At 74.4% G+C, this 15,076-nt stretch carries 13 protein-coding genes; 7 read left to right on the top strand and 6 right to left on the bottom strand.

The genetic code is table 11. The features are described 5' to 3' along the window. The first annotated feature begins 11 nt into the window (after positions 1 to 11). The 3 genes from B100_RS0113970 to B100_RS0113960 all read left to right on the top strand — a co-directional run bounded on the left by B100_RS0113970 (position 12) and on the right by B100_RS0113960 (position 4,110). Positions 12 to 839 (top strand): MOSC N-terminal beta barrel domain-containing protein, encoded by an 828-nt coding sequence (locus B100_RS0113970; protein WP_024885067.1) that lies wholly within the window; start codon positions 12 to 14, stop codon positions 837 to 839. Positions 840 to 944: 105 nt separating this feature from the next. Next, entirely contained in the window at positions 945 to 1,547 is a 603-nt protein-coding gene (locus tag B100_RS0113965) for an Rv1733c family protein (protein WP_024885066.1), read from the top strand. Between the two features lie 124 nt (positions 1,548 to 1,671). After that, complete coding sequence (locus B100_RS0113960) at positions 1,672 to 4,110, top strand: right-handed parallel beta-helix repeat-containing protein (RefSeq protein ID WP_024885065.1); 2,439 nt, start codon at positions 1,672 to 1,674, stop codon at positions 4,108 to 4,110. Between the two features lie 47 nt (positions 4,111 to 4,157). On the opposite strand, the gene B100_RS0113955 is transcribed toward B100_RS0113960, so the two are convergent. Then, a complete protein-coding gene (locus tag B100_RS0113955) occupies positions 4,158 to 6,500 on the bottom strand; it encodes a hypothetical protein (protein WP_024885064.1) in 2,343 nt (780 codons plus the stop codon). Between the two features lie 291 nt (positions 6,501 to 6,791). Here B100_RS0113955 and B100_RS0113950 point away from each other — a divergent pair, with 291 nt between their 5' ends. Next, a complete protein-coding gene (locus tag B100_RS0113950) occupies positions 6,792 to 7,637 on the top strand; it encodes a DeoR/GlpR family DNA-binding transcription regulator (RefSeq protein WP_024885063.1) in 846 nt (281 codons plus the stop codon). A gap of 61 nt (positions 7,638 to 7,698) precedes the next feature. Then, on the top strand, positions 7,699 to 8,169 hold the full coding sequence (locus B100_RS0113945) for an SRPBCC family protein (RefSeq protein WP_024885062.1): 471 nt from the start codon (positions 7,699 to 7,701) through the stop codon (positions 8,167 to 8,169). Here the strand turns inward: B100_RS0113945 and B100_RS0113940 are convergent. Beyond that, positions 8,143 to 9,294: a PLP-dependent cysteine synthase family protein gene (locus B100_RS0113940; RefSeq protein WP_024885061.1), complete on the bottom strand. Its 1,152-nt coding sequence runs from the start codon at positions 9,292 to 9,294 to the stop codon at positions 8,143 to 8,145. The two genes, B100_RS0113945 and B100_RS0113940, sit on opposite strands and share 27 nt — an antisense overlap. A 320-nt stretch (positions 9,295 to 9,614) precedes the next feature. On the opposite strand from B100_RS0113940, the gene B100_RS0113935 reads away from it, so the two are divergent. Both B100_RS0113935 and B100_RS0113930 read left to right on the top strand, forming a co-directional pair. Continuing rightward, positions 9,615 to 9,938: a hypothetical protein gene (locus tag B100_RS0113935; protein ID WP_024885060.1), complete on the top strand. Its 324-nt coding sequence runs from the start codon at positions 9,615 to 9,617 to the stop codon at positions 9,936 to 9,938. 183 nt (positions 9,939 to 10,121) lie between these two features. Beyond that, positions 10,122 to 10,667, top strand: a complete 546-nt coding sequence (locus B100_RS0113930) for an ATP-binding protein (RefSeq protein WP_199785243.1) — start codon at positions 10,122 to 10,124, stop codon at positions 10,665 to 10,667. Positions 10,668 to 10,765: 98 nt separating this feature from the next. Here B100_RS0113930 and B100_RS0113925 read toward each other — a convergent pair whose 3' ends face one another. The 4 genes from B100_RS0113925 to B100_RS0113910 all read right to left on the bottom strand — a co-directional run bounded on the left by B100_RS0113925 (position 10,766) and on the right by B100_RS0113910 (position 15,059). Further along, positions 10,766 to 12,892: a peptidoglycan recognition protein family protein gene (locus B100_RS0113925; RefSeq protein ID WP_024885058.1), complete on the bottom strand. Its 2,127-nt coding sequence runs from the start codon at positions 12,890 to 12,892 to the stop codon at positions 10,766 to 10,768. A 288-nt stretch (positions 12,893 to 13,180) separates the two neighbouring features. Next, a complete protein-coding gene (locus B100_RS0113920; RefSeq protein WP_024885057.1) occupies positions 13,181 to 13,447 on the bottom strand; it encodes an SHOCT domain-containing protein in 267 nt (88 codons plus the stop codon). Positions 13,448 to 13,689: 242 nt separating this feature from the next. Further along, the gene (locus B100_RS0113915; protein WP_024885056.1) at positions 13,690 to 14,109 is read right to left on the bottom strand and encodes a PPOX class F420-dependent oxidoreductase; all 420 of its coding nucleotides are present in this window, start codon (positions 14,107 to 14,109) and stop codon (positions 13,690 to 13,692) included. Positions 14,110 to 14,162: 53 nt separating this feature from the next. Next, complete coding sequence (locus B100_RS0113910) at positions 14,163 to 15,059, bottom strand: NAD(P)-dependent oxidoreductase (protein ID WP_024885055.1); 897 nt, start codon at positions 15,057 to 15,059, stop codon at positions 14,163 to 14,165. Positions 15,060 to 15,076 lie beyond the last annotated feature (17 nt).

Here is a 15,076-nt window from a genome sequence, read left to right as displayed (position 1 = left end):
ACGATGGCCCCATGCGGAACGCTCGAGTGCGCTCGATTCACATTCATCCGGTCAAGGCCTTCCGGAGCCTGCCGCTCCGGGAGGTCCTCGTGGAGCGCTGGGGTCCGGCCGGTGACCGGCGCTGGATGCTGATCGACGACGGGGGAAAGGTCGTCACACAGCGCCGTCACCCACGCCTGGCCCTCGCCGCCGCCGAGCCCCTGCCCGGCGGCGGCGTCGTGCTGTCCGCGCCCGGCCGGGAGCCCGTCACGGTTCCCGTCCCGGCGTCCGGCGCGAGGGTCCCGGCGGACCTCTTCGGCGACAAGGTGGAGGTCGTCCCGGCCGAGGACGCGGCGGTGCACGCCTGGTGCAGCGACCACCTGGGCGTCGGCGTGCGCCTGGTGCACCTCGACGACCCGGCCGTGCGCCGGCCGGTGGACCCGGCGTACGCGCTGCCGGGCGAGACGGTCTCCCTCGCCGACGGCTATCCGCTGCTCCTCACCACGACCGCTTCCCTGGACCACCTCAACTCCCTGATCGCGCGGGGCGAGCACGCGGACGAGGGCCCACTTCCGATGAGCCGCTTCCGGCCCAATGTGGTGATCGAGGGGACCGAGCCCTGGGCGGAGGACCACTGGACACGCGTCACGATCGGCGACGTCCCCTTCCGGGTCGCCAAGCCCTGCGGGCGGTGCGTGGTCACCACCACCGACCAGGACACCGCCGGGCGCGGACGCGAACCCCTGCACACCCTGGCCCGGCACCGGTCCGCCGACGGCAGGCTCCTGTTCGGCCAGAACCTGGTGCCGCTGGCCACCGGCACCCTCCGCGTCGGCGACCCACTGGAGGCCGTGGCCTGACGGACCGGCGGCAGCCGGCACCGCCCGGAGCGGGAACCGGTGCCGGGCCCGGCGCGTTGGCTCTCGTGAGGGGTCGGTGGGAGAACCGGGCAGGGGGTGCGGACGGTGCGTGCGATCAGCGGACTGTGGCGCTGGCGGCACAACCCGCTGCGGCGCGGCACCGATCTCGCGGAGGCGTGGCTGGCGCTCACCGCGCTGCTGCTCGTCACCCTGGCCGCGCCGCTGATCGGCGTTCTCTCCGGGAGCGCGGCGCACAGTTCGCTGCAGCGGTCCGTCCGCGCCCAGCAGCAGTCCCGGCACCTGGTGACGGCCACCGTGGTGCGCGAGCTCGAGCGGCTCGCGCCGGCCGCCGACCCGGAGTTGGTGGGCGGCGACGCGGGCAGACGCGTCCTGGCCCGCTGGACCGCTCCGGATGGCACCGACCGGCGCGAGCCCGTGCAGGCGCGGCTCGCGGATCCCGAGCCCGGCGACCGGTTCCGGATATGGACCGACGGGCGCGGGGACCGGGTCGCCCGTCCGCTGGACGCGGGCACCGCGACGGCGCACGCGGTGCTGGCCGGGGCCGGTGCGACGCTGCTGGCCGCCGGACTCTTCGAGGGCGCCCGCCGCCTGACGGTCCGTCGCATGCTGCACCGCCGGTACACCCGCTGGGGCCGGGAGTGGGGCAGGGTGGGTCCCGACTGGGGCAGGGCGGGCGCCGACAGCTGACGGCGTTCCGGCTCTGGTCAACTCGCCGCCCCCGCGCACGCTACGGTGGTCCGGCCGAACCGATCGGCAGCGACTCGGGCGGGTACGAGCCACAGGTACGACGAGGTGGGGGCACGGCAACACCATGGCACAGGGCACGGTCCAGGTGACGCACACCGGCACATCGAGGTGGCGGCGCCGCACGGGTGAGTACCCATCGCTCGCCGCCGCCCTGGAGGCCGCGGCCGAGGGTGACGTCCTCACCGTCGCTCCCGGCACCTACCGGGAGAACCTCGTCGTGCAGCGGGCGGTGACCCTGCGCGGGCCCGAGGGGTCGCCCGGCTCGGTGCGCATCGCCCCGGCGGACGGGGTGCCGCTCACGGTGCGCGCCTCCGCGGTGGTGCAGGACCTGCACGTGGAGGGTCAGGACGCGACCGCTCCGGCCGTGCTGGTGGAGGACGGCACCCCTGAACTGCGGGACATCCGCGTGGTCAGCCGCTCCGCCGCCGGGATCGAGGTGCGCGGCGCCGCCCGGCCCACGGTGCGCCGGTGCACGGTCGACAACCCGGCGGGCGTCGGCATCGCCGTACTGGACGGCGGGGGCGGGGTGTTCGAGGAGTGCGAGGTGGTCGCCGCCGGTCAGGCGGGCGTCGCCGTGCGCGGCGGCGGGCACCCGCGCCTGGAGCGCTGCCGGGTGCACCACGCCTCCGGTTCCGGGCTCACCGCGACCGGGGAGAACTCGGCGCTGGAGGCCGTGGGGTGCGAGGTGTACGAGGTGCGGGGCAGCGGCGTCCAGGTGACCGGCCGCGCCACCGCGCACCTCACCGACTGCGACGTGCACCGCACCACCGGGGACGGCATCACGCTCGACACGGACGCCGTACTGACGCTGGCCGACTGCCGCATCCACGACATCCCGGAGAACGCGGTCGACCTGCGGTCCCGTTCGGTGCTCACGCTGACCCGCACCACGGTCCGGCAGTTCGGCCGCAACGGCCTGTCGGTGTGGGACCCGGGCACGCGGGTGGACGCCAACCAGTGCGAGATCTTCGACAGCACCGGCGACTACCCGGCGGTGTGGGTGAGCGACGGCGCCACCGCCGTCCTGGACTCCTGCCGGGTGCACGACGTGCCGGACGCCCTCTTCGTGCTCGACCGCGGCTCGCGCGCGGACGTCGTCGACAGCGACCTCTCGCAGGTGCGCAACACGGCGGTGTCGGTGAGCGACGGCGCCACCGCCCAGCTCGACGACTGCCGCATCCGGGACGCGGCGACGGGCGCCTGGTTCCGTGACCACGGCAGCGGCGGCACCCTCAGCAACTGCTCCGTGGACGGCACCCAGACCGGCGTGATCGTCACCAAGGGCGCCGACCCGACCGTCGAGCGCTGCACCGTCGACTCCGCCGCCGAGGCGGGCGTCTACGTCTCGGCGGGCGGCCGGGGCACCTTCGAGATCTGCAAGGTGACGGGCAGCGGCGGCTACGGCTTCCACGTGATCGACGGCAGCCGCACCACGCTGCGCAAGTGCCGTACGGAGCGCTGCGTGCGCGGGGGTTACGAGTTCGCCGAGGGCACCGACGGGACGTCCGGCTCGGGCGGCCCGGTCGTCGAGGACTGCACGAGCGACGAGTCCGGCAGCCTGCGGGCCGAGCCCTCGGCGCCCGAGCCGGCGGTGCAGACGACGGGCCACAGTACGGGGCTGCTGGGTACGGTTCCCGCCCAGGTCGGCACGGTCCCCGTCCAAGCCGCCGCCGAGGCCCCGGAGCGTCCGGCGCGCACCTCCAAGGACGTCCTCGGTGAATTGGACGCCCTGGTGGGGCTGGACAGCGTCAAGCGCGAGGTGCGGGCCCTCACCGACATGATCGAGGTGGGCCGGCGCCGTCAGCAGGCGGGACTCAAGGCGGCCTCCGTCAAGCGGCATCTGGTGTTCACCGGCTCCCCCGGCACCGGCAAGACCACCGTGGCGCGGCTGTACGGCGAGATCCTCGCCTCGCTCGGGGTGCTGGAGCAGGGCCACCTGGTCGAGGTGTCGCGGGTGGACCTGGTCGGCGAGCACATCGGCTCGACGGCGATCCGCACCCAGGAGGCGTTCGAGAAGGCGCGCGGCGGGGTGCTGTTCATCGACGAGGCGTACGCGCTCTCGCCGGAGGACGCGGGCCGCGACTTCGGCAAGGAGGCCATCGACACGCTGGTGAAGCTGATGGAGGACCAGCGGGACGCGGTGGTGGTCATCGTGGCCGGTTACACGGCCGAGATGGAGCGCTTCCTGTCGGTCAACCCGGGGGTGGCGTCCCGTTTCTCGCGGACGATCACGTTCGGCGACTACGGCCCCGAGGAGCTGCTGCGGATCGTGGAGCAGCAGGCCGAGGAGCACGAGTACCGGCTGGCGCCCGGTGCCGCCGAGGCCCTGCTCACGTACTTCACCGACATCCCCAAGGGCCCCGCGTTCGGCAACGGCCGCACCGCGCGGCAGACCTTCGAGGCCATGGTCGAGCGGCACGCGAGCCGGGTCGCCCAGCTCGACGAGCCCACCACCGACGACCTGACGCTGCTGTACGCGGAGGACCTGCCCGTGCTCCCCTGAGCGCGGCTCCCCAGGCCGCCGGCCCGTGCTTCCCCGAGCGCGGCTCCCTAGGCCGCCGGCCCGGGCTCACCTGTCTGCCGGGGGGCCGGCACCTCGGGCCGCAGCCGGGCGAGCAGGAGTCGGCGTTCCTCCGCGAACGCCGGGTCGGCCTGGTAGTCGGAGTGGCCGAGTATCGGCGCGGGCAGCGGGTGTTCCGCGGTACGGCCGTAGGCGAGGGGGTCCCGCAGCGGAGGTCGGTCCACGTCGGGTCCGACGTCCCCGGGCAGCCGTACCGGGCCGCCGATGGGGTCGGTGCGCCGGTACAGGTTGCGCCAGCAGACGACCTCCCGGTGCAGGGAACTCAGCGCGTCCGGGCCGAAGTGCGCGGGGAACCAGCGGCCGTACAGCCGCTCCAGCGGGGACCCGTAGGTGAGCAGGGCGACGCGCCGGCGGGCGGACTGCGGCAGCTGCCAGGCCGCGGCGGCGGCGAGCACGCTGCCCTGGGAGTGCCCGGAGAGCACCAGCCGGCCGCCGGTGGCCCGGGTCCAGGTGGCGATGCGCCAGGTCAGGTCGGGCACCGCGCGCTCGGCGTAGCAGGGCGGCGCGAAGGGGTGCGCGGCGCGCGGCCAGAAGGTGCCGACGTCCCACAGGATCCCTATGGTGCGCCGGGCGGAGGCGTCCTTGTAGGCGCGGCGGCCCCAGGTGACGAGCAGGACGAAGCCGAGGCCGATCAGCCAGGAGCCGAGGGCCTGCGCGGTCTGCGCGGCGCCGTGCAGGACGGGGTGCGTCCCCTGCGCCGCGTCGCCCGGGGTCCGCCCGGTGGCCAGCCCGCCGACGAGGGCGCCGGCGCCCAGCAGCAGGGTGGCGGCGGAGGTGACGGCGAGGATACGCGGTCCCCGGTCGGTGAGGGCGGCCATGGCGCGCACCGACGCGATACGGCGGGTGCGGCCGGGGTCGCCGGTCTCCTGGGAGTACTCCCGCTCCACGGCGGCCTGTTCGGCCCGCGCGAGGCGCCAGGCACGCCGGGCGAGCCAGCCGCACATGACGAGGAGCAGGACGAGCAGCGGGGGGATGACGGACGCCTGCCAGGTGAGCAGGACCGGCGGTCCGGGCAGCGAGGCCCGGGTGCCGTCGAGCCAGTCGGACACCCGCTGCGAGACCCCGCCGGACATCACTCCGCCGAGCGCGCAGGCGAGCATGGCGACCGCGGGCCCGGCCAGGCCCCGCAGCGCGGCGCGCCGGTCGGGGTCGGTGCGGTGCAGGGCGTGGGCGACGCCGGCGAGGACGATCACCAGCAGGCCCTGCGCCAGGGTGAGGGCGCCGAAGGTGACGTTGCCCGGCAGTCTGCCCGACGACTCCCAGCCGGGGCGCTCCCAGCCGGCGTACAGGGCGGTGAGCGCGAGCAGGACGAGGGCGGCGAGGGGCAGCCACCGCACGAGCAGGCGGTCCGCCTCGCCGTCGAGCCGGCGTTCGGTGCGCCCGCGCCGGCAGACCACCCACACCACCGCGCACGCCCCGGCCGTCAGAGCCGCCTCCAGCAGCACGCCCAGCACGGCGAGGGCCGCCGGGCCGCCCGGCTCGCGGTCGTGGCGGGCGGCGGCGGAGCCGACGGCGGCGGCGACCGTCAGCAGCGCGGCGGCGGTGTGCGCGGCGCGCAGCCGGGCGACCAGGCGGCGGCCGTACCAGAAGCCGGGCCGGCGCAGCGCGGTCGGGCCGGTGTCCTCCTCGGGCCCGGGGTCCGCGCTCATCGGCTGCTGCGACTCGTACGCGCTCCAGGTGCGCAGGGACAGGAACCACAGCAGGCCGGTGAGGGCGGCGGGCACCAGGGCGGCGAGGGCGAGCCGCCGGCCCGGCGCGCTCCACCAGCCGCCGTCCGGGCCGGGCGTGAGGAAGCCGAGCCAGGAGTGCCCGGCGGCGCACGCGGGCGTGCCCGCGCACTGCCAGGCGGTCAGGTCGAGGGCGACCTCGCAGGCGGCGGCGACGAGCAGCACGGTGAGGCTGAGGCCGGCCAGCCGCACCAGCAGTCCGTACAGCCGGACCGTGCGGCGACGGCCTCGGGCGCTGGGCCGCATCCAGTGGGCGAGGTTGACCACCATGAAGGGCAGGAGCAGCAGCCACAGGGCGCGGGTGCCGTTGCCGGAGGTGAGGTTGCACCAGACGTAGGCCTCGGGGACGGGTTCCTCACGGCGGGCGGCGGGGTCGCGTTCCGCCTCGGCGTCGTCGGCGCGGCGGAACACGGCGGCGACGTCGTCGCCGGTGACGCGGACCGTGTGCGGGTCGTCGAGCATCTGCTCCGGGGTGGTGCCGCCCACCCCGTGGACCAGGAGTTCCAGGGCGGCCCCGGACCCGGGGGGCCCGTCGTCGGGGCGTGCGCCGTCCTCGGCCGGTCTGCGCTGCTGCGTGTTCTCCACCGTGTCGCACTTCCCCCGTGACGCTCCGTCGGCTCCGTCCGTGCGCGACAGGATCTCGCGTGTCCTGACGACGCACAGCCCTCGTCACGTAATCTCCCCGATCCGTGTGACAGGCACGCACCACGGGGTGTCCAACAGTGCCATGTACATGACGAGCCACCGGTGGCGCCGCCCGTGGCACGGCATGCGAGGATGGGACGTCCGCGCACCGGTGCCGGGACGATGCCGCCCGACGCCGTGCACGTGCGGGCGTGTGTCGGACGGCTGTGCGGCGAAAGGACCGGAGCGTACGTGAGCGAGAATCAGAACCTGCTCGCGGAGCAGCGGCGCACCCTGATCCTCGACGAGGTCCGGCGGCGGGGCGGGGTCCGGGTCAACGAGCTGACCCGCAGGCTCGGCGTGTCGGACATGACGGTCCGCCGCGACCTCGACGCGCTGGCCCGGCAGGGCGTTCTGGAGAAGGTGCACGGCGGTGCGGTCCCGGTGGTCGAGGCCAGCACGCACGAGCCCGGCTTCGAGGCCAAGTCCGGCCTGGAGCTGACCGCCAAGGAGGACATCGCGCGCGCGGCGGCCGAACTGGTCCCCCCGGGCGCGGCGATCGCCCTGTCGGGCGGTACGACGACGTTCGCGCTGGCGCACCGGCTGACCGACGTCCCCGATCTCACGGTGGTCACCAACTCGGTGCGGGTGGCGGACGTCTTCCACGCGGCGCAGCGCACCTCGGGCAGCCGGCCGGGGGCGGCCACGGTCGTCCTGACGGGCGGGGTGCGCACCCCGTCCGACTCGCTGGTGGGTCCGGTGGCCGACCAGGCGATCGCGGCGCTCCACTTCGACCTGTTGTTCCTCGGGGTGCACGGGATATCGGTGGAGGCGGGACTGTCGACGCCGAACCTGGCGGAGGCCGAGACCAACCGGCGGCTCGTGCAGTCGGCCCGGCGGGTGGTCGTGGTCGCCGACCACACCAAGTGGGGCACCGTGGGCCTGATTTCGTTCGCCACCCTGGAACAGGTCGACACCCTCGTCACGGACCCGGGACTGCCCCCCGGCGCGCGCGCGGAGGTGTCCGAGCATCTGCGACAGCTGGTGGTGGCGGGCGAGTCCGAGGAGCCGGGGACGGCGGAGGCCGCCGACGCCTGACCGGGACACCACCCCCTTCCGCTTCCACCCAAGCCCGCTGTGTGTCCAGGGAGTTGAGTCGATGGCCCACCGTCTGCGCCCCGAGGGGCTCGAGTTCGCCGGCACGGCACCCGTGCGTCTGGTCTTCGAGCGGGACGTCACCGCGGCCCCGGAGACGGTCTTCGACGCGCTGGCCCGGGACGTCACCGGCTGGACCGCGTGGTTCCGCGCGGTGACCCTGTGCCGTCCGCTGGAGGGCGGCGCGGGCCGCGAGCTCCGCCTGCTGGGCGCGGCCCGCTTCCGCGAGACGATTCTGGTGGCCGAGGAGCCCGAGGTGTACGCCTACCGCGTCGACGTGACCAACGTGCCGGGCGCGCGCGCCATGGTCGAGGAGTGGCGGCTGCGGCCCTCCGGCACGGGCACACGGGTGCGCTGGACGATGGCGGTCGACGGGAGCGCGCCGTTCCGGCTGGCGCTCAAGGCGTCCCGCCCGGGTCTCGCGGTGGGTTTCCGTGACGCCATGACCTCACTGGACCGCCGGCTCGCGGGATAGCCCGTCGGGCCAGACGCCGGTGCGCAGCAGGGAGTCGATCGCGGCCGAGTACGGCGCCACGTCCAGGCCCTGCTGGGCCAGCCAGGCGTCGGAGTAGTACTTGTCCAGGTAGCGGTCGCCCGGGTCGCACAACAGCGTGACCACGCTGCCGCGCGTGCCCTGCTCCACCATCTCCGCCACGATCTTCAGCGCGCTCCACAGCCCGGTGCCGGTGGAGCCGCCCGCCTTGCGGCCGATGACCCGCTCAAGGGCCCGTACGGCGGCGACGGCGGCCGCGTCGGGCACCTTCATCATCCGGTCGATCGCGCCGGGCACGAAGCTGGGTTCCATCCGCGGACGTCCGATGCCCTCGATGCGGGAGGCGCTGTCGCAGGAGACGTCCGGGTCACCGGTCGTCCAGCCCGTGAAGAAGCAGGAGTTCTCCGGGTCGGCGACGCAGACGCGGGTGTCGTACTGCATGTAGTGGACGTAGCGGGCGAGGGTCGCCGAGGTGCCGCCGGTCCCGGCGGTGGCCACGATCCACTCCGGCTGCGGGAACCGCTCCCTGCGCAGCTGACGGAAGATCGACTCGGCGATGTTGTTGTTGCCCCGCCAGTCCGTGGCCCGTTCCGCGTAGGTGAACTGGTCCATGTAGTGACCCCCGGTCTCCGCCGCCAGGGCGGCGGACGCCTCGTACATCGTGCGGGGGTCGTCCACGAAGTGGCACCGGCCGCCGTGGAACTCGATCAGGCGGCACTTCTCGGCGCTCGTCGTGCGGGGCATGACGGCGATGAAGGGCACGCCGATCAGCTTCGCGAAGTACGCCTCGGACACGGCCGTCGAGCCGCTGGACGCCTCGATCACGGGGCGCCCCGGCCGGATCCAGCCGTTGCACAGGCCGTACAGGAACAGCGAGCGGGCCAGCCGGTGCTTGAGGCTGCCCGTGGGGTGGGTCGACTCGTCCTTCAGGTAGAGGTCGATGCCCCACTCCTCCGGCAGCGGGAAGAGCAGCAGATGGGTGTCGGCGGAGCGGTTGGCGTCGGCCTGCACCCGGCGCACGGCCTCTTTCAGCCAGGCCCGGTAGGCGTGGTCGCTGCGGTCGACGTCGAGGGTGGCGCCGGTCAGGGTCTGTTGGGGAGTGCTCACGACAGGGCTCCTTACACTGAGCGCCGACGGCGTCCCGCGCGGCCGACACACCGATCATAAGCACCCTCGGCACCGCCTCTCACCTGCATAAACACATCTTTGAGGGCCCCAAAGGCACCCCTGGGGCCGGGGGCGCGAGGGAGCGGGGGCGCATTGGCGTGAGCGCCCCCCGCGCCCCGGGCGCCGGGGGCACGGGCACTGGTGCTCGGCGGCGGGGACGGGCAGACTGCACCGGCGGGAGCAAGGGCACACCGGTTCCGGACAGCGGCCGGCCCGCGGAGCGCGGTCCGGCACACCGACGCGCACAGAGGGGGCGGGGCATGGCGGAGCCGGAGTTCACGGCCACGGGCGTGCGGATCGGCCGGCGGCTGCGTTCGCTCACCCGGGCCGGACAGGTCCGGATCAGCGACGGGCGGCTGCAGTTGCTCACCAGCTACGGCACCGAGATCGACAGCGCGCCGGTGCAGGCCGTACGGGCGACGCGGCCCTGGTTCGCGCCCGACGACCGGGCGCTGGCCGACCTCAACGGTCACCGGTACCTGCTCACCCTCGGGGACCACGACCCGGCACCCGGGCAGCCGGGGCCGCCGGCGGCCCGGCGTTTCATCGAGGCCGTCCGCCGGGCGGCCGGGCGCGGCGCCTGAGATGTCCGCGAGTTGCGCCACCCCACCCCCTGCGTCACGCTGGTCTCACGTCACTCTGGGTTTACCGGCGATAACGCTGCGAACCAGCCCGCCGGCCACGACAGCAGGCGGCAGCGTCACGCAGGCGCCCTGCTGGATCCGTACTCCGTGTTCTTCCGGACCTCACGTCGGGGAGTCGCAGCCGTGATCAGTCACCCGAGCAGGAACTGCACGGTGGAGCTCCAAGCCCTGCCGTCGCGGATCGGCCAGGTCCGCAGAATCGTATCTGCGCAATTGCGCTACTGGCATATGGACCCTCTGATAGACCGGGCCTCGCTCGGTGTGACAGAGCTCTTGTCCAACGTCCACCGGCACGCACAGCCCGACAAGACATGCACCGTCGAGATGGAACTGCTGCTCGACCGGCTGAAGGTGTCGGTGCACGACCACGATCCGCGGCTGCCGGTCGTCGCGAACGCCGGACCGCTCGCCACGTGCGGGCGCGGTCTGGCGATGGTGGCCGCCATGAGCGAGAGCTGGGGCGTGCTGCCGGACGGCGAGTCCGGCAAGGTCGTGTGGTTCACACTGCCGACGTCCGCGGCGACCGCCCCGGTGGCCTGGGACCGGCGCCCGGTACACACCGCCGCCGAACCGGCCGAGCCCCGGTTCACGGAGGTCGCGCTCGTCGACCACGTCTCCGACGTCCGACGGGCCGGACCCGCTCCCGCCCGGTCCGCCGTTCCTGGCTGACCGGGCGGTGAGGCAGCAGCGCCGCGCCGGAGCGCGGCACCCCGCGGCCCCGTGGTCCGCAGGGTGCCGCGGCCGGAGCGGCGGCGCGCGACGGACCGCTACCTGATGTAGACGAGTCCGTCCGTGGTGACGGTGGGCCGGCCGCTGGTGCCCACCACCACGATCTTGACGGTGTGCCTGGCGTTGGCCGACCACGACTTCGTCCAGATCGCCTGGCGGTAGAGCGTGGTCGTCGACCTCAGGTCGACGGTGGCGGCCTTCACGCCGTCGACGTACACGTACGCCTGGCCCGAATTCGACGCCCGGGACACCACCCAGGCCGCCGAGCGGCCGGTGAACGTCCACGTCAGGCTCGCGCCCTTGGACGCGCTGGAGTACGACGCGCCACCGAGGTAGCTGGAGGAGGTGCGCGCGCTCCAGCTGCCCGTCCTGGCCGCCGCGCTCTCCCGCAGGCTCACCGGGGTGTAGGTCGCGGAGGTGTCGCGGTGGTTGCCGGCGTAGTCCGACGCCCGCATCGACCAGGCGGCCGCCACGCCCGGCTTCGCCGTGCGGTTGGAGAGGTAGGCGGCGGCACTGAAGGTGGCGGTCGCCGGGGACAGCAGCTGCACCTGGCGCAGGGCCTGGTCGTCGGCCGCCTTCCAGCGCAGGGTGACCGGGGCGGAGCCGGTGTTCACGGTGCCGGTGCGCAGGTCGAGCGTGGGCGGGCCGGTGAACGTCGGCGCGGTCGTCTCCGCCACCACGGTCAGCGGGGCCGTGGTCGTCGTCGTGCCTGACTGGTGGGTCGCGCGCACGGTCACGGTGTGGGTGCCGGCGGCCAGGGCGAGCCGCTTGGCGTAACCGGCGCCCGAGGTGGCCGCGACGGCCTGGCCGTCGACGAGCACGTCGTACCGCTTGATCAGCGCGGCCGGTGTGGTGGCCGACCAGCGCACGACGGGAGTGCCCTTGGTGTAGTACGTGGAACCCTTCGCTGCGGCGTCGGTGAGGGACACGATCCTCAGGCCGGCGACCGGACCCGCCGCCCAGGCGCGGACGGTCGGCAGCTGCGCGTACAGGGCGTCGCCCGGGCACTGGGTGTTGAATCCGTCGCGGTGGGCGGAGACGCGCTTGAACGTGTACGCCGTGCCCGACGTGAAGCTGGTGCCGAAGTAGTTCTTCTGCGTCGCGCCGGCGGTGAGCTGGACGCTGCCGGACGGGTCGGCGCCGTACTGGCCGAGCTTCCAGGCCGACACGCGGGCGACGGCGGCCAGGGCCGCGTCCGAGGCGGCGGTGGAGCCGTACTCGCCGAGCACCGCGATGCCCGCCGACTCACGGTTGAAGCCGTAGGTGTGGGCGCCCAGCACGGGCCGGTCGATGCCACCCTTGCGGCCCTCGAAGACCGTCCCGCACTTGTCGACGAGGAAGTTGTAACCGACGTCGTTCCACTCGTTGACCTCCGTGTGGTACGCGTAGATGCCGCGCACGAGGGAGGCCGACTCCGCGCAGTCGTAGTCGTTGGCGCCGTCGGTGTGGTGGACGAACACCGCCTTGACGTCGGCGTTGTACTCCGACGGGTCGGGGCTCTTCGACTCGTCGGCGCCCCAGCCGGCACGCGAGGTGACCGGCGGCTGGGGCACGGTGGACGGCGGCGCGGTGGGCTCCGGCGACGGCGACGGCGACGGCGACGGGGACGTGGACGGGGACGGGGACGGGCTCTCGTCGGCGACGAACGCGGCCGGCTCGGGCGCGCTCATCCGTGTCTCGGCCTTGGTCACCACACCCGGGTCGACGAGGTTGACCTCGAGGCCCTTGGGCAGGGCCGCGGTCGTGCCGTCCTCGTGGGCGACCCGGGCCTCCACACCGTCGGAGGGTCCGACCCACAGCGGGTGGGACGCCCCGCGCATGCCGGCCTCCGGCTTCTCCGGCGGGGCCGCGTCCAGCTCCAGGTCGTGCCAGGCCCCCCAGGCGCCGGTCTCCAGGCTGCGGGTACGCACCTGCGCGGTGCCCTCCAGCGGCTTGAGCGCCCCCGTCCAGGAGACTCCGACGAGGGAGAACTGCTCCGTCCCGGTGCGCGGCAGCTTGCGCTCGCCGGCAGCGGAGCCCTGCAGGGCCAGGTCGTAGACCTCGACCGGCCTCCGTTCCTGCCCGGCGGCCCCGGGTCCGTCGGAAGGGCTGGCCGTGGCGTAGGTGACCACGCCCCCTCCCCCGAGGACCACGGCGCCGAGCGTCAGCCACGCCCGGCGTTTCAAACTCAGCGGTCTGTAGGCGTGCGACACGGCACGACGGCGTCGCGTACTGCGGCTCAAAGGATTCCCCACCCCGATGAAGCGGCCCGGACGGGCCGACGGAAGCTGTGGCGGTCACAGGGGGCTCGATGGCCCCACGGGACGCCTCACTCCGTGCAGCGCGCCGCCCCTCTCAACCGTCACAGCGGACCGGGGTGATCCACATCACATTGGCCTGCGGCACCGCGCCGGACCGCCGGTGCTCCGCCACGGGCGGCGGTCCGTCCACGGGTGGCCGTGGCCGTGTCCGGCTCAGTCCCGGCGGCCGAACTGCTCCTCCAGCACGGACAGGCGGCGCCAGTACTCGTCCTCGTCGATCTCGCCGGAGGCGAAGCGGCGGCCGAGGACGGCCACGGGCGAGTCCCCCCGTGCGGCGGGCCCGTGCGGTCCGCGCCGGCCGCGCCACCCCGTGCGGCGCAGCAGGGTGACGCCCAGCCCGATGACCAGGGCCCAGAACAGGGGGAACAGGAGGATCCACGGGCCGGGCCCGCCGTCACCGAAGTGCGCCAGCGTCTCCATGATCGTTCAACTCCTCGGGTGCGGTGTCCCGTCGCCGCTCGGCGACACTTCGAGACTCGCCCCGGGAGGGGGGTCCGGTCGTCGTACGGCCGGCGGCACCCGGCGTACCGCCCGAGGAGTACGCCGGGGTGGGCGGCTGCTCCGCGCCCGCAGCGGGAGACCCCGCGGGCCCCGGGTGCACCGGTCCGGTGCACCCAGGGCCCGTCGGTTCAGCCGGTCCGGTGCGCCCGCGGCCCGTCGGTTCAGCCGGTCTGGTCGTTGTCCTTCAGGGCGCCCCAGCCGTGCCAGCGCTCGACCTCGACCCAGGCGCTCACCCGTCGGCGCTCGCGGTTGGGGTAGGGCGAGCCGGCGTAGCGGCGGGAGAGGCGGTCGATGTCGGCCAGGTCCTCGTCGTCGTACATCTCGGTCACGCGGCCGAGGAGGGTGACGTGCGTGTACCAGTCGTCCTCGGCGAGGACGGTGAGCGTGACGCGCGGGTCACGGCGGACGTGGCCCAGGCGGACCCGGCCCTCGTCGAAGTTGAGCAGCGCGCGGCCGTCCTCCCACAGGTACCAGGTGGGGGTGGAGACGGGCGCGCCGTCGGACCGCAGGGTGGCCATCACACACGGGTTGGGCTTGCGCAGCATCGCGTCGGCCTCGGGCGGCAGCGGGGGCTTGGACACGTGGAACTCCTCGCGTTCGTGGGGGGATCGGGAAGGATGACGGTGGAGGGTGGTCAGGCGGAGGCCGCGGGCCCGTCGTCGAAGCTGGCGTAGTAGGCGGCGGCCATGTCCTCGTCGCCGTGCCCCGCGCTCGCGGCCCGCTCCAGACGTCGGGCGCTCGCGGCGGCGACGTCGAGGCGGACGCCGCCCCGCTCACCTGCCCGCACGATCAGCGCGGCGTCCTTCGCGGCGGTCTTCACCGCGAACTGGGCCGGGGACAGCCGCTCTTCGAGGATCAGCTGGGCCTTCGCGTGCAGATAGCCCATGTCGAGCGGTCCGCCGGCGATGAGGTCGAAGAAGGCGTCCGGTGCGACGTCGAGAGCGCCGGCCAGGGCGAGGGTCTCGCCCGCGGCGGCGGTGGCCGCGAGCACCCAGCTGTTGGCGACCAGCTTCAGCCGGGTGGCGCTCGCCGCCGAGCCGTCCTCCCCGGTCCACACGGTGCGGGCGCCCACCGCGTCGAACACCGGGGTCACCGTGTCCCGGCCCGCGGCCGGACCGGCGGCGAGCACGGTGAGCTGTCCTTCCTCGGCGGGGCGGCGGGTGCCCAGCACCGGGGAGTCGTAGAAGTGCAGGCCGTGCTCCCGGGCGAAGGCGGCCAGTTCGGCGACGTCCTCGATGCCGCTGGTGGTGCACTGCGCCCAGGCGGTTCCGGGGCGCAGGGCGGGGGCGGCGGCCCGCACGGTCTCCAGGGTGGCGGGGCCGTCGTACAGCATGGTCAGCACCACGTCGGCGGACTCCACCGCCTCGGCGGGGGTGGCGGCGACGTGGGCGCCGTCGGCGGCCAGCGGCTCGGCCTTCGCACGGGTCCGGTTCCAGGCGCGGACGGTGTGCCCCGCGCGGGCCAGGTTGCGGGCCATCCCGGCACCCATGATGCCGGTGCCCAGGACGCTGACGGTGAGCTTGTCGGTCATGCGGTCGGCCTTCTGTC

Source organism: Streptomyces sp. CNH189 (assembly GCF_000527195.1).
This window is presented reverse-complemented; position numbering and strand designations above follow the sequence as displayed.